Origin of the sequence: Clostridium sp. BIOML-A1 (assembly GCF_009874105.1) — a bacterium.
Lineage (GTDB): Bacteria > Bacillota > Clostridia > Lachnospirales > Lachnospiraceae > Coprococcus.
In genome coordinates this window covers 42,903-62,815 of record NZ_WWTL01000008.1, presented here as the reverse complement: position 1 = coordinate 62,815, position 19,913 = coordinate 42,903, and the positions used below count along the sequence as shown (strand labels likewise).

The following is a 19,913-nucleotide window of genomic DNA, read 5'->3' as shown; positions in this document are numbered from 1 at the left end:
AGGTAGTAGTAAGGTGAAAAAAATAGTAATTGATATGCATGTACATCCTGCATTTTTAGAGCCGGTATGCAAAACGGAATATCAGAATGAATTTGCAAAAAAGATGTATGGCTTATACAAGACGGATCAGATCCCGGTTGATGCACTGTTAACCTTGATGGATTGTTCCGGAGTGGATAAAGCGGTTTTGCTTCCACTGGATCTGACTACGGAATATGGAGGCATACTAGGAACAAATGACCAGATAAAGGAATTGACAGCAACATATCCGGATCGTTTTATCGGATTTGCCAGTGTAGATCCTCACAGGCCGGATGCGACAGAGATACTTGAAACAGCATTTGCAGAGTATCATCTGGCAGGCCTGAAGCTTCATCCGTCAAAGCAGAAGTTCTATCCGGGAGATGAATACATGGAGCCGATATATCAGATATGCGAGAAGTATAATAAACCGATCGTGTTTCATTGCGGAATGTCGGTAGAGCCGGATACCTTATCTAAATATGCGAGGCCGGTTGAGTTTGAAGAAACAGCATACAGACATCCAAAGCTTCGAATCTGTCTTGCACATTGCGGATGGCCATGGGTGCAGGAAACTTGTATGCTGATGCTCAAATACAGAAATGTTTATGCGGATACAGCATTCCTGTATTTTGATACAGCCCCGGAGTTTTATCACAAGGTATTCGAAGTGGATATGGGACCGCACTGGATCGATCGAAGCTTCAGACATCAGATCATGTTTGGCTCTGATGATCCGCGGTTAGAGATGCGGAGAATGAAAAAGGCTATAGAAGCTATGGATATAAGAGAATCTACCAAGGATCTGATATTTGGACAGAACGCGATTGAGTTTCTGGGATTGGAGGTATGATGGTAACACATAGCAGTATAGAGGTGCTGACAAAAGAATATAACTGTCTGGTGAAAATTACAGATGATATCAGGCAGGTTGTAGAAAAAAGCAAAATCAGAAATGGTGTTGTATATGTTATAACAGCACATACGACAACAGGAATTGCAGTTAATGAAGGACTGGAGTGCCTGGAATATGATATTGGGCATCTGATGGAAAGACTTGTTCCTGAGGACGGAGAATATGCCCATGGAAGGCTGTTAGATACCTACGGTGCGATGGCAGGCAATCCGACCGGACATTTAAAAGCCCATCTGACCGGAAATCATTGTGTATTCCCGGTTATAGATGGAAAGCTGAAAAGTGGAAGTGCACAGGACATATATCTGTGTGAATATGATGGACCGCAATATAGAACAATTTATATAACTATTATAGGGGAATAAAAAATAACAGGAGGAAAGAACTATGGCATTAAAAAAATTTGACGCAGAGAAATATTTAAAGGACGGAGCAAAGACATACTCATTAAGAGGAGAGGTTGAGGCATTGATTGACCGGATCACGGCAAAGGAATATGACAGCGTATGTATGATTGGTATCGGTGGAACATGGGCAGAATGGTATCCGGTTGTAGAAGTAGCCAAGAAATATACAGATCTTCCAATCTATCTTGAAAATGCAGGTGAGTTTCTGGTAAAAAATAAAAAACATATTACAGATAAGACTCTTGTATTTACCTCTTCTGCATCAGGCAATACTATGGAGATCTTGAAGGCAGTAAAATATTGTAAGGATCAGGGAATCAATGTATATGGATTTACAAAGGATGAGACAACTCCTTTAGCAAATCTGCTGACAGACCCGATTTATAATGCATGTGGTGACTGTGAGCATTCTTACTTATTATACTATTTTGTAATGCTCCGTATCTTAAAGAACAGAGGAGAATTTCCACATTATGACAGATGGGCAGATCAGATGGAAAATCTGTTTAAGGATCTCCTTGCGGTAAGAGAAAAATTTGAGCCAAGAGCGATCGAGATCGCAAAGACATATGCACATGAACCATATACAATGTTTACAGGCTCCGGTGTCCTTTGGGGTGAGACCTATCTCTTTACAATGTGTATCTTAGAGGAGATGCAGTGGGTTCGTACAAAGACTGTTTCATCTGCTGATTTCTTCCATGGACCATTGGAGTTAGTTGATGACAGAGTTCCGGTATTTGTAATAAAAGGTGAGGACGAATATCGACCATTAGATGAAAGAGTAGAACGATTTGTAAAAGAACATACAAAGAAAGCTGTTATTATTGATACCAAGGATTACATTCTGGATGGTATCGATGATGAGTTCCGTGTAATCTGCTCTCCGATGATCATTACCGCGATATTAACAGAACGACTTGCTATTCATTATGAGCAGAATACAGGACATAGTCTGGAATTCAGACGTTACTATCGTCAGTTTGAATATTAAAAAGGTCAGGCGGTTATTATGGTTGAATTCACATATGTAATTACAGATGAGCAGGGACTTCATGCCAGACCGGCTTCACAGTTTGTTATGGCTGCTGCAAAATGTAAGAGCACAGTATCCGTAACATTTGGATCCAGAACCGTAAACGCAAAAGGAGTTATGGCAGTTATGAGTCTGGGAGCAAAAAAAGGTCAGGAGATCCTGATAAAAGTAGAAGGTGAAAACGAGGCAGAAGATGCAGCAAACCTGAAAGCGTTCGTTCAGGAACATCTGTAAAAGGATCGGATTTTAAAGAGGTGACAATATGGTAATATTACAGGGTAAAAGTGTATTTGGCGGAGTTGCTATCGGGAAGATACAATTCTTTAAAAGGAACGAAATCCAGATAAAACGACGTCATGTCGATGATCCGGAGGCGGAAATACGCCGCTTCCGGACTGCAAAGGAAAAAGCACTTTCTGAATTGCAGCAGTTATATGACAAGGCACTTACTGATGTGGGAGAAGCAAATGCCATGATCTTTGAAGCACATCAGTTAATGCTTGAGGATCCGGATTATAATGATTCTGTAGAGAATATTATAAATACACAAAAGGTAAATGCTGAATATGCAATAGGTGTCACATCTGATAATTATGCAGCAATCTTTGAAGCGATGGATGATGCCTATATGCAGGGAAGGGCAGCAGATGTAAAGGATGTATCGAACAGGCTCCTTTCCCAGTTTGCAAAAAAACAGAATGCTTCATTTGAAATGACGGAGCAGGTAATCATCGCGGCAGATGATCTGGCACCAAGCGAGACTGTTCAGCTTGATAAAGATAAGGTGCTGGCATTTATTACAGTGGAAGGCTCGGCAAATTCCCATACAGCGATTCTTGCCAGAACCATGAATATTCCGGCTGTTATAGGAATCGGTGATACATTAACACCGAAATATGACGGAAGACTTGCAATCGTAGACGGTCAGGAAGGAAAGATCTATATTGATCCGGATGAAGAAATCCTTGTTGCCATGAGAAAAAAGCAAGCTGTCGAACAGGAACAGCGTGAGCTTCTGGAGACATTGAAGGGCAAAGAAAATGTAACCAGATCCGGGCAGAAGATTAACCTTTATGCCAATATTGCCAATGTATCAGATGTAGGAGCGGCACTCCGAAATGATGCCGGTGGTATCGGGTTATTCAGAAGCGAATTCTTATATCTGGAAAATGAAACTTATCCAACAGAGGAACAGCAGTTTGCAGCTTATAGACAGGTAGCGGAAATGATGGCCGGAAAAAGGGTGATCATCCGTACGTTGGATATCGGAGCAGATAAACAGGTTGGATATTTTAATCTGGAAAAAGAGGATAATCCGGCAATGGGGTTCCGTGCGATCAGGATATGTCTGACCAGACCCGAATTATTTAAGACCCAGCTTAGAGCTATTTTCAGAGCATCCGCGTATGGCCAGATTGCGATCATGTTTCCGATGATCATTTCGGTATCAGAGGTTCGTCGTATTAAAGAGATAATGGACGAGGTGAAGACCGGACTTCGTGCAGATGGAATAGCATTTTCCGATCAGATTGAAACAGGTATAATGATTGAGACTCCGGCTGCGGTTATGATCAGCAGAGAGCTGGCAAAGGAAGTGGATTTCTTTAGTGTCGGAACAAATGATCTGACGCAGTACACTCTGGCAATTGATCGTCAGAACCGGAATCTGGATTCCTTCTATGATTCACACCATCCGGCGGTGTTATCTATGATCCAAATGGCAGCAGAGAATGCTCATGCAGAAGGAAAGTGGATTGGAATATGCGGTGAACTTGCAGCCGATCTAAGTCTGACAGAAAGGTTTTTACAGATGAACATTGATGAGTTATCAGTTGCACCGGGTATGATACTTCCGTTAAGGAAAAAAATAAGAGAGTTATAAAAAGTATACAGAGACAGATCCGCACATGTACGGGTCTGTTTTTGGTCTTATAAACTGACATTTCCTGCTTGTTTGCGTTTGGAAAAGTTGCTATACTTAATAGAGTACAGGAGGGAGTTTGCCATGAAATTGATGAATAAAGATGAGCTTATTGCGTATGAATTAAAATTTTACTTTATGAAAAATAAACTGAAAGAAGGAGAAAAACTCCCATCTGAACGGGATCTGGCTGAACAGTTTGGGGTACAGAGAGCTACCGTCAGATCTGCATATAAATTATTAGAGGATGAAGGGATCATAGAATGCAGGGAACGGAGCGGCAACTACATAGCCCACAGAAGAATGATATCCAATCTTGACCGAATTCGATCATTCAGTGAAAAACTGGAAAAGATGGGGGCACAAACAAGAAGCAGACTGTTGGCGTTTGAGCGTGTGGAAGTAGATAAGGAACTGAATAAAAGTATTAAGCTTCCGTTAGGAACTCCGTTATTCAAAATTACCCGTATCCGTATGGTCGTAGAAGAAGACAGGGCTGTTCCGATCACCATAGAATATTCATATATACCGGAAAGCAAGGCTCCTAAGCTGATGCGGTTTGATCTGGAAGATAATTCGTTATTTGATATTTTGATTCAGGAATATCATCATATTCCCAAAAAACAGGAATTAACAATCGGAATTGTATATGCTGATGAAAATGAAGCCAAAGCCTTGAATGTTGACAAGCTGACTGCTCTTGTAAAAAAAGAGGGAATCACATATGACGAGAAAGGTGAGGTTCTGGAATATCTGCAATCGGTGATCAATAAAGAATGGGTCGCATTTGAAAAAGAAGATCCTGTCATTAAGCAAAAGATGGAGGAGGTGCTCCATGGATTATAGAATGCCATTATATATTCAATTACAGGATTCTATTATCAAGAAAATAGATGAAAAAAAATATCTGCCGGGTGAAGCAATACCAAGTGAGAGAAAAATGGCGGAAGCCTATGGTGTGAACCGTATGACCGTAAAACGTGCGATCAGTAAGCTTGTAGAAGAAGGATATCTGGTTTGTAAACCGGGTTCCGGAACGTATGTTGCACAAAGAGATAAGAAAAAGATCGATCTGGATAATTCAAATGAAGCAGGAAATACCGGCATCACAGCGACGCTCCGTAAGGGTGGAATGGAGGTAAAAAACCGCCTTCTCGGAACCGGTGAGATCACAGGAAGTAAATATCTGGGATATAAGCTTGGAATTTCGGATGATGAGATGATATATGGAATTTACCGGGTACGATCAGAGGGTGATATACCATTTGCAGTGGAGTATACATATGTACCGATAAAATATTTTGATGATTTGGATGAATTTGATTTCGCCAAAGTGTCTTTATATGATTATATGGAAGCAAAAGGACATATGCCATGCCATTTTGTACAGAAGCTGGTCATATGTGAGGCAAATGAACGGCTCGCAGAGCTGCTGCAGGTGGAACGTGGAACTGCGATTTATAAGATCGATTATCAGGGTGCGGATGCAGATTATAATATTGTAGAGTTTACCATGAGTTATCTGAATCCTGCTTATACAAAATTCCGATTTGATGTTGAGGTTCCTTAAAGGAAAGACATAAGCGCTTCTGTTACGGATCATATGGATCTTGTTATGCCGGCTTCGGTTTATAATATTAGTACTTGAAAGGTGTTATTTGAAAATGCAATTCAAAAAAGTAGAAAAGAAATGCGAAGGTAAATTTATTACCCGCTATGATATAACATATGAGACAGTGGATCATCAGAAGAAGGTATATGAGATGATCAGCCGGAATGGTGACATTACGGATTTTGAAGGACTGCATGGCAAAATGGCAGATGCAGTTGTGATCATTGCTACGGATGAGACCGGCGAGAAGATACTGATCGATAAGGAATTCCGTCTTGCGCCGGGAGAATGGGTATATAACTTCCCGGCAGGTCTGATCGATCCGGGTGAGACGCCGCAGGAGAGTGCGAAGCGTGAGCTTCGTGAGGAGACAGGGCTGGAATTATATGAGATCGATGATTTCATCGGAACCAGCTACAGTGCGGTCGGTTTTTCAAATGAAACAAATGTCTGCGTTGTTGGAAAGGCACGGGGAGAGTTCCATAAGAGTACCTCTACATTAGAAGAGATCGAAGCCGACTGGTATACAAAGGCAGAAGTCAGAGAACTTCTTAAGAAAGCGAAATTTGCAGCGAGAACACAGGCATACTGCTATGTGTGGAGCAGAGAATAGAGGATAAAAAGTAGAATCTAGAGGAGCACAAGGGACGAAACTTGAAGTGAAAGCCGGCACAACGGTTCTTACAGTCTGCAGCAACCGTATCGTTTGCAGATAAGGGTTGTAAATATCTGGACAGAAAGGAAAAATACGATGTTTCACAAAGATTATGAAAGAAAGATCGATCAGTTAGTAAATGAACTGACATTAGAAGAGAAAATAAAGATGATCCATGGTGCGGGTCTGTTCCGCACCGGGGCAGTAGAAAGACTTGGAATCCCCCCAATCGTGATGTCGGACGGCCCGACAGGGGTGCGGTTCGAATTCTTTAATGATAACTGGGGCAGAGCCGGACATAATGATGATGGAGTTACATATTGTCCGAGTAACAGTGCGATCGCTGCAACCTGGAACCGGGAACTGGCAGGAAAATCAGGAACGGTACTTGGAGAGGAAGCCAGAGGACGTGGCAAGGATATCATACTTGCGCCGGGTGTCAATGTCATGCGGACGCCACTTTGTGGAAGAAATTTTGAGTATTTCAGTGAAGATCCATATCTGATATCAGAGATGGCGGTTCCGGTGATCGAAGGGATCGAGAGTTCTGATGTGGGTGCCTGTGTGAAACATTTTGCTGTTAATAATCAGGAAACAGAGCGGAACTGGGTGAATGTCGAGATCGATGAACGAACGCTCCGTGAGATATACTTGCCTGCATTTGAAGCAGCAGTAAAGAAAGCAAAGGTAAGATCTATTATGGGTGCTTATAATCTGTTCCGTGGGGTTCATTGCTGTGAAAATAATGAACTGCTCGGTGAGATACTGCGGAAAGAATGGAATTATGACGGCCTGATCGTTTCGGATTGGGGTGGCATCCACGATACAAAGGCCGCAGCAGAAAGCCCGATCGATGTAGAGATGTCAATCTATGCAAACTTCGATGAATACTGCATGGCAGATCCATTGTTAAATGCGGTAAGAAATGGTGAGATCGAAGAGGAAAGAGTTGATGAAAAAGTAAAGAGTATTCTCCGATTCATGCTTCGTGTCAAGATGATAGATATTGTAGAAGTCGAAAGTGGGGACAATGAACAGACGGCTATATCCGCTGGCTGCACGGAACAGAAGCCGGCTGTCTATGCGGTTCGTGACCGGAGCCGGAAGAAAGGAAGTTATGATACTTCAGCACATCAGGATGCAGTGTTAGAGACAGCCAGAGAATCAATTGTACTGTTAAAGAATGAAGAACAGAGACTGCCGCTAGCACCTGAGAAGACACATCGGCTTCTGGTGATCGGACATAATGCAACAAAGCTTCATTCAAATGGTGGCGGAAGTGCGGAGATTGCGGCACTTTATGAGATCAATCCACTGCTTGGTATTAAGATGGAGCTTGGCGGTAATTGCGAAGTGACCTATGCAGAAGGTTATTATGTGCCGGATAAGAACAGACAGCAGGTACTGAACTGGCAGGAGGTAAGTCTGGATGAACTGGCATCGGAGCAGGGGGCTTATGAAGGAAATGATCCGGAAGGACAGAAGATCCAGAAGGCACTTCGTGAAGAGGCGGTTGCACTTGCTTCTGAATATGATGATGTGATCTTTGTTGGCGGTTTAAATCATGATACAGATGAAGAAGGATACGACAGACCGGATCTGAAGCTTCCATATCATCAGGATGAACTGATCACGGAACTTTTAAAAGTGAATCCGAATATGATCATTGTCATGATGGCGGGAAATCCGGTCGATATGAGTGCATGGATTGATGATGCAAAGTCGATTGTATGGATGAGTTATGCAGGAATGGAAGGTGGCAGAGCACTCGGTGAAATCCTGTTTGGTGAAGTTAATCCATCCGGTAAACTTGTGATGACCATGCCGAAATCTCTTGATCAGATACCGGCGATGGTTTTTGGAGATTTCCCCGGAAGAACCTTAACGGAAGAAGAGCATGAAAGAATGAATGCGAAATTGACGGAGACATACAGAGAAGGTGTATTTGTCGGATATCGGTATTATGACAAATATCAGATCCCGGTACAGTTCCCATTTGGCCATGGATTATCTTATACGGCATTTTCCTATGGGGATATGCAGGTAAAAGAGTCGGATGGTCAGACATTCAAGGTACAGATCCCGGTAACAAATACCGGAAAGCTTGCCGGAAAAGAGACGGTAGAGCTGTATGTCGGAGAAACGGAAGTAAGTCCGGAGAATCCTGTGAAGGAGTTGAAGGGCTTCTGCAAGTTATCACTTGCACCGGGAGAAACAAAGTATGCGGAATTTGAATTGACAGCCGATGCATTCCGTCATTTTGATGATAAGACGGATGCGTGGAAGGTCATAGCAGGAAGTTATACGATCTATATCGGAAGTTCTGTTTCTGATATTCGGTCGGTAACAACCATAACAATAAAATAATTAATAGATAAAATGCCGGTATGAACGGTCTGTCTGCCGGTGCTATGAAACATCCATAGAGCGGCCGACTGATTTTTATGCAATTTTGTGCTATGTCGGAGCTGCAAACGACTTTATCGCAGCGGAGACATATGCATATAAAATTGCATGAAAGAAGGCAGGCAAACGTGATGTTCATAGTACCGGCAGGCAGATTGTTCATACCGGCTTTTATATACATATTGTTTTATTGATATTCGTTGAGCCATTCTATTATGCCGTTTGCGATCGCGGCAGCGTAATCGTCCATGTTATCATCGTAAAGCTCTACGTCTTTTTCGTTGCTGATAAAGCCCATCTCGATGATCAGACTTGTCATATTTGTCTGTTTGATAACGATGTAATCGTTGTCACTGTCAAACTGTGTTCCGGTACGGACACCACGGTTATCGGAGATTCCGACCTTTTCCAGATTGGACAGGATGGTTTCTGCGATCGCATGGTTCTTTTCGGAACCGGAGCTGTAGATCCATGCTTCTACACCACAGGCCTCAGGATTTGCTGCGTAGTTCCTGTGGAGTGCCAGATAGAGATCAGCGTCGCAGTCATTTGCAATCGTAGCACGTTCTTCGGAAGAAACGGTAGAATCATCATCACGCGTCATGACAACTTTTACTCCGTTTTTCTTTAATAGTTTTGCAACCTTTAAGGAAAGCTTCAGGTTTCCGTCTTTTTCATGAATATTATTAATTCCGGTTGCCCCGATGTCGGAACCGCCATGTCCCGGATCCAGACAGACTGTGTATTTTCCGTCCGGTTTTATGATCGAGACAGCATCCTTGCTGCTTTTTGACCGACTGACCGCCAACAGGACGGACAGAACGATAACGGCGATGAGCAGGACGATGTTAACACCGATCAGGAATTTTATGACAGACCGCATCTGTGTAACGGTCAGTTTCTTTTTTGTTTTTCCAGCCATAATGTATAAAACTGCCGGAGCAGCCCTTTCTGTTTCTAGTTTATTCTCAACTAAGATACTCTAAAATGATCGGATTTTCAATACGATAGAAAAGATTTAATATTTACATATATCGGTGAAATGCGGTGTAACATGGAACCGGCAGGCGATATAATTTGGCATTTTATATAGAAAAGTGCGAAAGAAATTAATAATTTTCTGAAAAATTTAATATTGTCAAATGAAAACGTGGGTGTTACCCTAAATACAGGGTGGCAGGGAGAAGATAAGAAAAGGAATAAAAGATGATCGTAGATTTTCATACTCACACATATCCGGATAAAATAGCTTCAAAGACACTTGAACTGTTAGTAAGTAGATCAAAGACAAAGCCGGCATCAGATGGTACACTTGCAGGCTTGCAGCATTCAATGACGCAAAGCGGTGTTGATATCTCTGTTGTCCTTCCTGTTGTAACTGCACCACATCAGGTGGAGCGGATCAATGCCGTGGCAAAGACAGTAACAGCCCAGTTTACGGGTAGTGGCGTCTGGTCATTTGGCGGAATCCATCCCGGAAATGATAACTATAAAGAGATTTTAAATGGTATCAAGTCTGCCGGATTAAAGGGAATTAAGCTGCATCCGGATTATCAGGATGCCATGTTCAATGATATCCGTTATAAACGGATCATCAGTTATGCAACAGAGCTTGGTTTGGTCGTTGTGGTTCATGCCGGAGTAGATATCGGACTTCCCTCTGTAACACATTGTACACCGGACATGGTGTGTGAAGTATTAGATGAGGTTCAGCCGGAGCGGCTCGTTCTTGCACATATGGGTGGCTGGAATCTCTGGGACGAGGTACTTGCTAAGCTGTGCGGAAGAAATGTATATATGGATACAGCATTTTCTTATGGAGAGATTGCATGGCTTTCGGGTGCTGAACATCGTTGGAAGCTGGCATCGGAGGAGATGTTCCTGAAACTGATCAGAGCACATGGAGCAGACCGGATCGTATTTGGAACAGACAGTCCGTGGACAGATCAGAAGCGAGCCATAAAGGACATACAGGCACTTCCGTTATCAGATGAAGACAAGAAAAAGATCCTTGGAGAAAATGCATTGCAGCTTTTGGGACTGCCGGATGCAGAATAGAAAATATAAAATGAAATATACAATATATTTGAAAGCATTAGAGGATTCATACATAAAAGTAAAATAAATTCCCGATAAATTAGTAAAAATGGACATTGCACAAAAATTAAAAATGTGTTACAATTTTGTTACAATAAGAAAGGGAGAGAAGATAGCTCCTAAGACATCCGAAATTTAAGTTGTTGTTTTTTTCACAAAAAAATATTCATAAATACAAGGGACTGCCTGTAAGACGGCGGTCCCTTTCCCTTTAATTGCAATCAGGTACCTCTCGTCTAACGACTCGATGATTAGCGGTCGTCAAATTGAAAACAATTTTGTGCAATCAGGTTCCTCTCGTCTAACGACTCAATGATTAGCGGTCGTCAAATGCAGCCATGCAAGCATGCCGCACTTGACTCGTCGCCATAACAAAAAAAGAACCAGATCACATCTGGTTCTTAAGAGCTGGGCTACAAGGATTCGAACCTTGAAAATGCTGGAGTCAGAGTCCAGTGCCTTACCATTTGGCGATAGCCCATTGCTGTCAACAGATGATATTATATTATAACAGTTTGAAAAAAGCAAGCACTTTTTTAAAAAAATTACAAAAAGTTATTTATACGCAATGTATACGTAAAATTTGAGAATAAAAATCAATGGAAATAGAAAATCCAGGTAGAAATAATAGCCCGGCTGTTGTATAATGGGAGCACTTGTGGAGATGACATTATAATAGGAAATGGAGAATACATATGTACAGTTTTGATGCGATCGTAAGATACAGCGAAACGCATGGAAGACCGGAAGCAAATGCGGCAACGATAGCAAATTACTTTCAGGATTGTGCGATCTTTGATTCAGAACAGGCAGGAATTGGAATTGAATATCTGAAGGACCATAACCGGGCATGGTTTCTGATCTCATGGCAGATCGATGTGGAGCGGTATCCGGTGTTACAGGAGAAGATCAGGGTTGGAACCTGGGCATATGATTTTAAAGGTTCCATGGGATATCGTAATATAGTTATTCGGGATGAGAATGGAGCGAATATTGTACAGGCAGCTTCTCAGTGGAGTTATATTGATACTGATACGCTTCGTCCTGTAAGAATTGAGCCTGAAGTAGGAGAAGCATATCCTCTTGCAGAAAAGCTTCCGATGGAATATGCTCCGAGAAAGATCCGGCTGATCGAAGGCATGGAAGAGACAGACAGAAGGGTTGTTCTGCCTTATCAGATTGATTCGAATAACCACATGAATAATGAAGCATATATTGCGCTGGCGTTGGAATATATCGATTCGGATGACATGATCTGTCAGATCAGAAGCGAGTATAAGCGGCAGTTTGTAAAAGATGAATGTATCGTAATAAAGAAAGCAGAAAGAGATGATCTGATACAGTTTGTATTTGCAGATGAGGAAGATCAGACCAGATGTATAGTAGAATTTAAAACAAAGAGAACGGGGAGACAGACAGCATGATCAAGATTGGCGAATGGAACCATTTAGAGGTTGTAAAAGAGAAAGATTTCGGCATTTACCTTGCCGAGAAAAAATACGATGACGAGGAAGTTCTGCTTCCGAAGAAACAGGTACCTGCGGGAACAAGAATGGGAGATCAGTTAGATGTATTTATTTATCGTGATTCCGCAGATCGTCTGATCGCAACAACAAATCATCCGATCATAACGATGGGAGAACTTGCAGTATTAAAATGTGTCAATGTGACAGGCATCGGTGCATTTATGGACTGGGGACTGGAAAAAGATATCCTGCTTCCTTTTAAAGAGCAGACAAGCAAGGTAAGGGAAGGTCAGTCGTATCTGGTCCGGATGTATGAGGATCGTTCCAAGCGTTTGTGCGTCAGCATGAAAGTATATGCCTATCTGGAGACACAGTCCCCATATAAGGCAGGAGATGCGGTAAGCGGAACGGTATTTGAATTTAATCAGAATCTTGGAGCCTTTGTTGCGGTTGATAATCGTTATTCAGCCCTGATTCCGATGAAGGAGATCCATTCCCGGATCAATGTGGGTGAGACAGTAGAAGCCCGTGTGGCAAATGTCAGAGAAGACGGCAAACTCAATCTGAGTTTACAGAAGCCGATCCGTGAGCAGATCAACAATGACAGCGAGATGGTATACAATATCATCGAAAGCTATGGAGGAACTTTACCATTTAATGACAAGGCAGATAAAGAAGTGATCGAGAAAGAGTTCGGACTCAGCAAGAATGCATTTAAGCGTGCGGTCGGACATTTGTTAAAAGAGGGTAAGATTCAGATCACAGAGAAAAACATTATCATCAAATAACGGATTCATAAATGAGCAGGAATGTTCAGGAGAACCAAAAAGACAGCTATGCATGTTATATGGCTGAAAAGTACCAGGAAATGAAAGGATGAATATGAGTAATTTCAAGGTTGAATTAAAAAAAGTAGTAGACGACAGCTATGAGATCGAGATCGGATATGAGTTGGAACAGAAGCTGATCGATGATCTGAAGGCTGGTCTGGTTGGAAAAATATCCAAATTCGTAGTAGTCACAGACAGTAATGTAAAAGAGCTATATGCGGACAAGATTTATAAGATGCTTGAAGAAGCAGGATACAAGACAGATCTTATAAGTTTTCCGGCAGGAGAACTGAGCAAGACCAGAGCGACAAAGGAGTATGTAGAAGATACCATGCTTGCAAAGGGATATCGGAGAGATTGCTGCATTATCGCCGTTGGCGGTGGCGTGGTAACAGACCTTGCAGGATTTGTAGCCGGAACCTATGGTAGAGGAATTCCATTTATCAATTATGCAACGACATTACTTGCGGCAGCGGATGCATCTGTGGGAGGAAAGACAGCGGTCGATACACCGCTTGCAACCAATCTGATCGGACTGTTTAATCAGCCGCAGAAGGTATATCTGGATATCGCAACATGGAAGACACTTCCACAGCGGCAGTTATCTTCAGGTCTTGCAGAGACGATCAAGCATGCCTGCCTTGCAGACAGGGAATTCTTCGATTATCTGTCAGAGCATATCAAAGATGTGCTTGCAGTAAAGGATGAGGTATGCAGACATATCGCGGAGAAGAACTGCGAGATCAAATATCAGGTCGTTATGAAGGACGAGCGGGAAAGCGGCTTGCGTGAGGTCTTGAACCTTGGACATACGGTTGGAAGAGCCATCGAGACAGTCAGTGATTATAAGCTGTTGCATGGAGAGGCCGTTGCGATCGGTCTGGTTGCAGAGGTGAAGATGGCAGAACATTTTGGCTACTGTACAGCAGAGGATGAAGCAGCTATGATTGCCATGTTGAAGCAGGCAGATCTTCCAACGGAGATTCCGGATTATATTGACCGTGACGCTCTGGTTAAGAAGCTGTATACCGATAAGAAGGTCAGAGACGGACATTTGCGTTTCGTTTTACAGCATGGAATCGGCGCAATCGAGGTATTTGATGGTGATCAGTACGCAAAAGCCATACCGGAGAGTCTGGCAAGAGAGATCATTATGGAGATGTAGGCATTTGCTTACAAGGGATGATTTTTCACAATTCATAGAATATGCGAAGTAGAATTACACGATAAAATATTCAATATATAAGATTTCAGGAGGATGTAAAAATGGATAAGAAGATAATCAGCACAGAGAAAGCACCGCAGGCAATCGGACCATATTCACAGGCAATCGTTGCTAATGGATTTTTATTTACGTCAGGAATGGTTCCAATCGATCCTGCAACGAATCAGTTAGTAGAAGGAGATATCACAGTTCAGGCAAAACAGGCAATCTCAAATCTGAAGAATCTGATCGAGGCATCCGGTTCATCCTGTGACAAGGTTGTAAAGACTACAGTATTTATTAAGGATATGAACCAGTTCTCAATTATCAACGATATTTACAAAGAATATTTCAACAAAGATTTCCCTGCACGTTCCTGTGTAGAAGTTGCAAGACTTCCAAAAGACGTACTGATTGAGATCGAAGCAGTAGCAGTTGTATAAATAAAGATTTTAAAATGATGGTGTGGCAGATATATGAATGATATCTGCCGCATTATTATAAGAGGGTATATGGAGACAAGAAAGAAAATTTTTGGAGCTGAATGTTTGTTTACAGCATTGATCGTAGTGTATGAGATCGTAACGGTGCTGGCGTTATTTACAGATCTGTTTTCCGGCATCACGATAAAACAAAACATATTATTCAGTCAGAGTCTGATATTTGTACCAACGGTGTTATATTTGTTCATCATGAGAAAGCACGTAAAGGATATCATCTGGTTTAGGAGATTTCATCCGTTGACACTCCTGCTGCTTCCACCGCTGGTTCTGTTTATGGAGCCACTTATTACATTGTTAAATGCAATCTCAATGTTATTTGTGCGAAATGAGATCAGCCATGCAGCTTCAGCACTGGTTGATCATAATACACTTGGAACTTCGCTTTTTTTCATGGCATTTTTGCCGTGTGTGATAGAGGAACTGGCGTATCGTGGCGTCATGTTCGGAAGCTTTCATGAAGCCGGCAGATTAAAGGCAATATTGATGTCAGGCTTTTTATTTGGACTGATGCATATGAATTTTAATCAGATGGCATATGCGATCATGATCGGTTTGGTCTTCGGTTTTGTCGTAGAAGCAACCGGAAGCATTATTCCAACAATGATCATGCATTTTCTGATCAATGGTTTTTCTGTTGTTATAAAGCATATTGCAAATATCATTCCGATGTTAAAAGATCAGGCGGAAAATACAGAAGTAACACAGACGATGCTGCTCAGCACCATCCGGGCATATATACCTATGGCGCTGGTTGGCACTGTAATATCAGCAGGAATTATTTATCTGCTTGCGACTATAAATGGCAGAATGGAGAGTTTCACCTCTGTATTCACGGAACCTTTTAATCGGTACGATGAAAATGGCAAAAAGCTTCGCCTGCTTACCCCGCTTATGATCGTGGTCATCATCTACTGCCTGATCCGCTGCGTTGTCGAAGAATTTTTATTTTAACGATGGCAAAATGCCAACCAAATGAATCTGATCTGGTACCTACCCTATTATAAATGACTTGCTGCGGTTTCTATTCATTGCACATGTCTTATCCGCTCATGCTCTTGTGCTAACTCGTCCTTCGGACTCAGACAAGCACCCACATTCGCTGACAATGTGCAATTCATCAAGAAATCCTCGCTAATGTCATATTATAATAGAGCAGGTACCAGATCAGATTTGTTTGGTGGGCGTTTTGTTGCTATATGTAAATGAGTAATAAAAAGATAAACAGAAAAATACACCATTCGATATACAGGGATTTATCCAGTTTCGAGTGTTGGTGTTTTCACTATGAAAAAACATTCGCGAGTTTATCATAGTGGAAATATCAATAGCAGAAAAAATCTCCCATTGTGGATCGTAAATCCCTCTTTGTATGCTGGTTCTTTCACTAAAATATGACATATGCGAGGCTTTCGTTGTATGGTGCACATTGCCAGTAAATACGGGTGCCTGTCTGAGCCGAAGGCGAGTTGGCACAGGAGTATTTACGGGTCAGGCATGTGCAACATGCAGAAAACGCAGCAGGTCATTGTTAGTGGAAGAACCAGCATATGAAGAGGGCACACAACCATAAGGGGGATTTTTTGCGTGTTCGGCTAGTCCTCGTTGCAGATCAGACCGTAGAAGGAGATCAGGTACAGTCCGGCGATACCAACGAGTGTGTAGATGATTCTGGAAAAGGCGGAGCCGGTTCCGAATAAAGCATCTACAAGATTAAAATTAAAGATTCCGATGATACCCCAAACGATCGCCCCAACGATCACAAGAGTAAGACAAATAACATTAAATACTTTCATGGCATTCCTCTCTGATTTCTAGTTATTTGGACATTAGTTTTTGGCAAGGTGTCGCAAAATTAATGGTTCCATATCTCTAGTTTGTGCGAACATGGAAAAAATATACTGCCATTATAAGGAAAAATGTATAAACAGGATGAAGGTATAAAATGAAAAATATAATATAGTGGATCTGGCGGCAGAAATTTATTTGAAGCAAATATAAAAATCAGTTGACAGGGTGCAAACATAATGTTATATTAAAAACAACATATGAACAGATATTCAAATGTTCAATAAAAACAGCGAGAGGAGGAACAGAATGAATACGGACAGCAGGGAAGCATGTGAATGCAAAGAGAACGATATTGCTGAGATCACCGCTGAGATTAATGAGATGATGCCGGACGAAGAGAATCTGTATGATCTGGCCGAGTTGTTTAAAGTATTTGGCGATTCTACCAGAATCCAGATCTTATACACACTGCTGGATCACGAAAAAAGTGTTGGTGACATTGCAGAAGAGCTTGGAATGAATGCATCTGCCATTTCTCATCAATTAAGAGTGTTAAAACAGGCGAAGCTGATCAAGAACCGCAGAGCAGGAAAGAATATATTTTATGAGCTTGCCGACGACCATGTAGCAGTGATCATGCGAATGGGACTTGAGCATATATTTGAATAATAAGAAAGGTTAAAGGTGGATATTATGAAGAAGAGATATAATTTAAGTGATGTAGATTGCGCAAATTGTGCAGCAAAGATGGAGGAGCAGATCAGCAAGTTACCGGGTGTTAACAGCGCATCTATCAGCTTCATGGCACAGAAACTTACATTAGACGCAGATGAAGACAAATTAGACAAGATCTTAAAGCAGGCAGAAAAGATCATCAAGAGCATTGATGAGGAAGCTACGATCGAATATTAGAAAAATGCAGATCTGAACATTAAGACGTTACAGATTTACATAAGCTGAAAGAGAAGATAAAATAAGAAAATTATCGCAGATAGCAGAAAAAAGGTGATGGATTATGAGTAAGAAGCAGAAAAAGATGTTAATTCGAATCATCGTTGCACTGGTGGTATTTATCGCATGCGAGATTGCAGAGAAGCTCATCCATTTGAATGGAGTGTGGGATACAGTTGTAAAGGCTGCGATGTTCGCAGTACCATATCTGATGGCAGGATATGATGTCCTTTTAAAGGCGATCAAGAATATCAGCAAGGGTCATGTATTTGACGAAAACTTCCTGATGGCAGTTGCAACTGTAGGCGCATACGGAACCGGAGAATTTGGCGAGGCGGCAGCCGTTATGCTGTTCTATCAGGTCGGAGAATGGTTCCAGAAATATGCAGTCAACAGATCAAGAGCCAGTATCACAGATTTGATGAACATTATGCCGGAATATGCAAATATTGAAAAAGACGGACAGATCGTTCAGGTAGAACCGGAGACAGTTGCGATCGGTGATATCATCATCGTGCAGCCGGGTGAAAAAGTTCCTCTCGATGGTACTGTTATCGAAGGTGAAACATTTGTAGATACAGCAGCGCTTACCGGTGAATCCGTACCTAGAAAGCTGTCTGTTGGTGACGAAGTGTTAAGTGGCGTGATTAACCAGAATGGTGTGATCCGTGTCAAGGTATCAAAGGAATTTGACGATTCGACCGTATCGAAGATTTTGGAACTGGTGGAAAATGCAAGTACGAGAAAAGCACAGTACGAGCAGTTCATTACCAGATTTGCAAAATACTATACACCGATCGTGTGTTTCCTTGCACTTGCAGTAGCGATCATTCCGCCGATCTTTGTAGGTGAATTTGGCAAATGGTTCCACCGTGCATTGATCTTTCTGGTAGTATCCTGTCCATGTGCATTGGTCATCTCCATTCCACTTAGTTTCTTCAGTGGAATCGGCGGAGCATCCAAGGCAGGTATCCTTGTAAAAGGAAGTAACTATCTGGAACTTCTGGGTAAAGCAAAGATTGCCGTATTTGATAAGACCGGAACTCTGACAAAGGGTGTATTCAAGGTTGTAGAGACATGCGCAAATGGAATCAGTGAAGATGATCTTCTGGAGCTTGCAGCATATGGCGAGTATTACTCCAACCATCCGATCGCAGCATCGATCAAGGCTGCATATAAGGGAACGGTACAGATCGACCACCTCGATGGATATGAGGAAATCTCCGGAATGGGTATCAAGGTCTTAAAAGATGGAAAAGAAGTGTTAGTCGGAAATAAAAAGCTTTTGGATTCCAGGAAGATATCCATGGCAGGAGCAAAACAGCCATCCAAGGTTGGAACAGTCCTTTTCGTAGCGGAAAATGGTGCATATAAGGGATGTATCACGATCGCTGATGAGATCAAGGATGGTGTTAAGGATGCGATTGCATCAATCAAGAAATGTGGGATTGATAATGTTGTTATGCTGACCGGTGATAAAAAAGAGGTTGCTGACAGTGTAGCAAAAGAGCTTGGCATTGATACTGTATGTGCAGAACTGATGCCGGGTGATAAGGTAGATAAAGTAGAACAGCTTCTCCGCGAGAAGGATGAAGACAGTACATTGATCTTCACCGGTGACGGAATAAATGATGCGCCTGTTTTAATGCGTGCCGATGTCGGTATCGCAATGGGAGCTATGGGTCAGGATGCTGCGATCGAAGCAGCAGACATCGTTCTGATCGATGATGATCCGGGCAAGATTGCCGTAGCATATGCAATTGCCAGAAAGACGGTTCGTATCGTGCAGCAGAACATTGTGTTTGCACTTGCTGTCAAGATCATTGTTATGGTACTCGGTGCCCTTGGTTTTGCAAATATGTGGGCAGCGGTATTCGCCGATGTCGGTGTTGCCTTCCTCGCGATCATCAACGCAACCCGCGCGCTGAAGCTATGATGTATAAATAAAAATACCATATAAGCATGAGACATCTATATCTTTATTACGCAGAACACTTTCGTTCTATTCTCACGCAGCGGTTTTAACCTCACTGCCTATGGCAGTTCACTAAGAACCGGCGTTCGAATAGGTCTGCTACATAAAATATAGATGTCTCATTT

20 protein-coding genes and 1 tRNA gene are annotated in these 19,913 nt (G+C 42.1%); 18 read left to right on the top strand and 3 right to left on the bottom strand.

Annotated elements, in window-relative coordinates:
- Positions 1-13 precede the first annotated feature (13 nt).
- The 9 genes from GT641_RS07860 to GT641_RS07820 all read left to right on the top strand — a co-directional run bounded on the left by GT641_RS07860 (position 14) and on the right by GT641_RS07820 (position 8,935).
- Positions 14-874, top strand: a complete 861-nt coding sequence (locus tag GT641_RS07860; RefSeq protein ID WP_347562871.1) for an amidohydrolase family protein — start codon at positions 14-16, stop codon at positions 872-874.
- Positions 871-1,302, top strand: a complete 432-nt coding sequence (locus tag GT641_RS07855) for a secondary thiamine-phosphate synthase enzyme YjbQ (RefSeq protein WP_119962616.1) — start codon at positions 871-873, stop codon at positions 1,300-1,302. Before GT641_RS07860 ends, GT641_RS07855 begins: the two co-directional genes overlap by 4 nt.
- A 22-nt stretch (positions 1,303-1,324) precedes the next feature.
- Positions 1,325-2,338, top strand: a complete 1,014-nt coding sequence (locus GT641_RS07850) for an SIS domain-containing protein (protein WP_008401137.1) — start codon at positions 1,325-1,327, stop codon at positions 2,336-2,338.
- Positions 2,339-2,356: 18 nt separating this feature from the next.
- On the top strand, positions 2,357-2,614 hold the full coding sequence (locus GT641_RS07845) for an HPr family phosphocarrier protein (RefSeq protein WP_117785315.1): 258 nt from the start codon (positions 2,357-2,359) through the stop codon (positions 2,612-2,614).
- 28 nt (positions 2,615-2,642) lie between these two features.
- Positions 2,643-4,262: a phosphoenolpyruvate--protein phosphotransferase gene (gene ptsP, locus GT641_RS07840; protein ID WP_161117242.1), complete on the top strand. Its 1,620-nt coding sequence runs from the start codon at positions 2,643-2,645 to the stop codon at positions 4,260-4,262.
- A 123-nt stretch (positions 4,263-4,385) separates the two neighbouring features.
- Positions 4,386-5,147, top strand: a complete 762-nt coding sequence (locus tag GT641_RS07835; protein ID WP_161117241.1) for a GntR family transcriptional regulator — start codon at positions 4,386-4,388, stop codon at positions 5,145-5,147.
- Positions 5,137-5,871: a GntR family transcriptional regulator gene (locus GT641_RS07830; RefSeq protein WP_119962619.1), complete on the top strand. Its 735-nt coding sequence runs from the start codon at positions 5,137-5,139 to the stop codon at positions 5,869-5,871. Before GT641_RS07835 ends, GT641_RS07830 begins: the two co-directional genes overlap by 11 nt.
- Positions 5,872-5,965: 94 nt before the next feature.
- Complete coding sequence (locus GT641_RS07825; protein WP_161117240.1) at positions 5,966-6,526, top strand: NUDIX hydrolase; 561 nt, start codon at positions 5,966-5,968, stop codon at positions 6,524-6,526.
- 138 nt (positions 6,527-6,664) lie between these two features.
- Positions 6,665-8,935, top strand: a complete 2,271-nt coding sequence (locus GT641_RS07820; RefSeq protein WP_161117239.1) for a glycoside hydrolase family 3 C-terminal domain-containing protein — start codon at positions 6,665-6,667, stop codon at positions 8,933-8,935.
- Between the two features lie 226 nt (positions 8,936-9,161).
- On the opposite strand, the gene GT641_RS07815 is transcribed toward GT641_RS07820, so the two are convergent.
- A complete protein-coding gene (locus GT641_RS07815) occupies positions 9,162-9,896 on the bottom strand; it encodes an N-acetylmuramoyl-L-alanine amidase (RefSeq protein WP_161117238.1) in 735 nt (244 codons plus the stop codon).
- Between the two features lie 284 nt (positions 9,897-10,180).
- Here GT641_RS07815 and GT641_RS07810 point away from each other — a divergent pair, with 284 nt between their 5' ends.
- Positions 10,181-11,032: an amidohydrolase family protein gene (locus tag GT641_RS07810; protein ID WP_008401146.1), complete on the top strand. Its 852-nt coding sequence runs from the start codon at positions 10,181-10,183 to the stop codon at positions 11,030-11,032.
- Between the two features lie 447 nt (positions 11,033-11,479).
- On the opposite strand, the gene GT641_RS07805 is transcribed toward GT641_RS07810, so the two are convergent.
- A tRNA-Gln gene (locus GT641_RS07805) sits at positions 11,480-11,552 on the bottom strand.
- A 214-nt stretch (positions 11,553-11,766) separates the two neighbouring features.
- On the opposite strand from GT641_RS07805, the gene GT641_RS07800 reads away from it, so the two are divergent.
- From GT641_RS07800 to GT641_RS07780, 5 genes are all read left to right on the top strand, one after another.
- Complete coding sequence (locus GT641_RS07800) at positions 11,767-12,495, top strand: acyl-ACP thioesterase domain-containing protein (RefSeq protein WP_008401147.1); 729 nt, start codon at positions 11,767-11,769, stop codon at positions 12,493-12,495.
- Complete coding sequence (locus tag GT641_RS07795) at positions 12,492-13,325, top strand: S1-like domain-containing RNA-binding protein (protein ID WP_161117237.1); 834 nt, start codon at positions 12,492-12,494, stop codon at positions 13,323-13,325. The genes GT641_RS07800 and GT641_RS07795 overlap by 4 nt, the downstream gene beginning before the upstream one ends.
- Before the next feature lie 94 nt (positions 13,326-13,419).
- Complete coding sequence (gene aroB, locus GT641_RS07790; RefSeq protein WP_161117270.1) at positions 13,420-14,532, top strand: 3-dehydroquinate synthase; 1,113 nt, start codon at positions 13,420-13,422, stop codon at positions 14,530-14,532.
- A 101-nt stretch (positions 14,533-14,633) separates the two neighbouring features.
- Positions 14,634-15,014, top strand: coding sequence for a RidA family protein (locus GT641_RS07785; RefSeq protein WP_008401150.1), 381 nt, complete (start codon positions 14,634-14,636; stop codon positions 15,012-15,014).
- A 69-nt stretch (positions 15,015-15,083) separates the two neighbouring features.
- Entirely contained in the window at positions 15,084-16,025 is a 942-nt protein-coding gene (locus GT641_RS07780) for a type II CAAX endopeptidase family protein (RefSeq protein ID WP_161117236.1), read from the top strand.
- A 641-nt stretch (positions 16,026-16,666) separates the two neighbouring features.
- Here the strand turns inward: GT641_RS07780 and GT641_RS07775 are convergent.
- Entirely contained in the window at positions 16,667-16,867 is a 201-nt protein-coding gene (locus GT641_RS07775; RefSeq protein ID WP_008401155.1) for a DUF378 domain-containing protein, read from the bottom strand.
- Positions 16,868-17,168: 301 nt separating this feature from the next.
- Here GT641_RS07775 and GT641_RS07770 point away from each other — a divergent pair, with 301 nt between their 5' ends.
- From GT641_RS07770 to GT641_RS07760, 3 genes are all read left to right on the top strand, one after another.
- The gene (locus GT641_RS07770) at positions 17,169-17,531 is read left to right on the top strand and encodes a metalloregulator ArsR/SmtB family transcription factor (protein WP_347562869.1); all 363 of its coding nucleotides are present in this window, start codon (positions 17,169-17,171) and stop codon (positions 17,529-17,531) included.
- A 24-nt stretch (positions 17,532-17,555) separates the two neighbouring features.
- Complete coding sequence (locus tag GT641_RS07765; RefSeq protein ID WP_161117234.1) at positions 17,556-17,774, top strand: heavy-metal-associated domain-containing protein; 219 nt, start codon at positions 17,556-17,558, stop codon at positions 17,772-17,774.
- Between the two features lie 103 nt (positions 17,775-17,877).
- On the top strand, positions 17,878-19,749 hold the full coding sequence (locus GT641_RS07760) for a heavy metal translocating P-type ATPase (RefSeq protein ID WP_161117233.1): 1,872 nt from the start codon (positions 17,878-17,880) through the stop codon (positions 19,747-19,749).
- The last annotated feature ends 164 nt before the right edge of the window (positions 19,750-19,913 follow it).

Bases quoted from the DNA above. Each gene is read 5' to 3' on its own strand.
- GT641_RS07855 (WP_119962616.1), top strand. From the start codon at position 871: ATGATGGTAACACATAGCAGTATAGAGGTGCTGACAAAAGAATATAAC.
- GT641_RS07850 (WP_008401137.1), top strand. From the start codon at position 1,325: ATGGCATTAAAAAAATTTGACGCAGAGAAATATTTAAAGGACGGAGCA.
- GT641_RS07845 (WP_117785315.1), top strand. From the start codon at position 2,357: ATGGTTGAATTCACATATGTAATTACAGATGAGCAGGGACTTCATGCC.
- ptsP (WP_161117242.1), top strand. From the start codon at position 2,643: ATGGTAATATTACAGGGTAAAAGTGTATTTGGCGGAGTTGCTATCGGG.
- GT641_RS07835 (WP_161117241.1), top strand. From the start codon at position 4,386: ATGAAATTGATGAATAAAGATGAGCTTATTGCGTATGAATTAAAATTT.
- GT641_RS07830 (WP_119962619.1), top strand. From the start codon at position 5,137: ATGGATTATAGAATGCCATTATATATTCAATTACAGGATTCTATTATC.
- GT641_RS07825 (WP_161117240.1), top strand. From the start codon at position 5,966: ATGCAATTCAAAAAAGTAGAAAAGAAATGCGAAGGTAAATTTATTACC.
- GT641_RS07820 (WP_161117239.1), top strand. From the start codon at position 6,665: ATGTTTCACAAAGATTATGAAAGAAAGATCGATCAGTTAGTAAATGAA.
- GT641_RS07815 (WP_161117238.1), bottom strand. From the start codon at position 9,896: ATGGCTGGAAAAACAAAAAAGAAACTGACCGTTACACAGATGCGGTCT.
- GT641_RS07810 (WP_008401146.1), top strand. From the start codon at position 10,181: ATGATCGTAGATTTTCATACTCACACATATCCGGATAAAATAGCTTCA.
- GT641_RS07800 (WP_008401147.1), top strand. From the start codon at position 11,767: ATGTACAGTTTTGATGCGATCGTAAGATACAGCGAAACGCATGGAAGA.
- GT641_RS07795 (WP_161117237.1), top strand. From the start codon at position 12,492: ATGATCAAGATTGGCGAATGGAACCATTTAGAGGTTGTAAAAGAGAAA.
- aroB (WP_161117270.1), top strand. From the start codon at position 13,420: ATGAGTAATTTCAAGGTTGAATTAAAAAAAGTAGTAGACGACAGCTAT.
- GT641_RS07785 (WP_008401150.1), top strand. From the start codon at position 14,634: ATGGATAAGAAGATAATCAGCACAGAGAAAGCACCGCAGGCAATCGGA.
- GT641_RS07780 (WP_161117236.1), top strand. From the start codon at position 15,084: ATGGAGACAAGAAAGAAAATTTTTGGAGCTGAATGTTTGTTTACAGCA.
- GT641_RS07775 (WP_008401155.1), bottom strand. From the start codon at position 16,867: ATGAAAGTATTTAATGTTATTTGTCTTACTCTTGTGATCGTTGGGGCG.
- GT641_RS07770 (WP_347562869.1), top strand. From the start codon at position 17,169: ATGAATACGGACAGCAGGGAAGCATGTGAATGCAAAGAGAACGATATT.
- GT641_RS07765 (WP_161117234.1), top strand. From the start codon at position 17,556: ATGAAGAAGAGATATAATTTAAGTGATGTAGATTGCGCAAATTGTGCA.
- GT641_RS07760 (WP_161117233.1), top strand. From the start codon at position 17,878: ATGAGTAAGAAGCAGAAAAAGATGTTAATTCGAATCATCGTTGCACTG.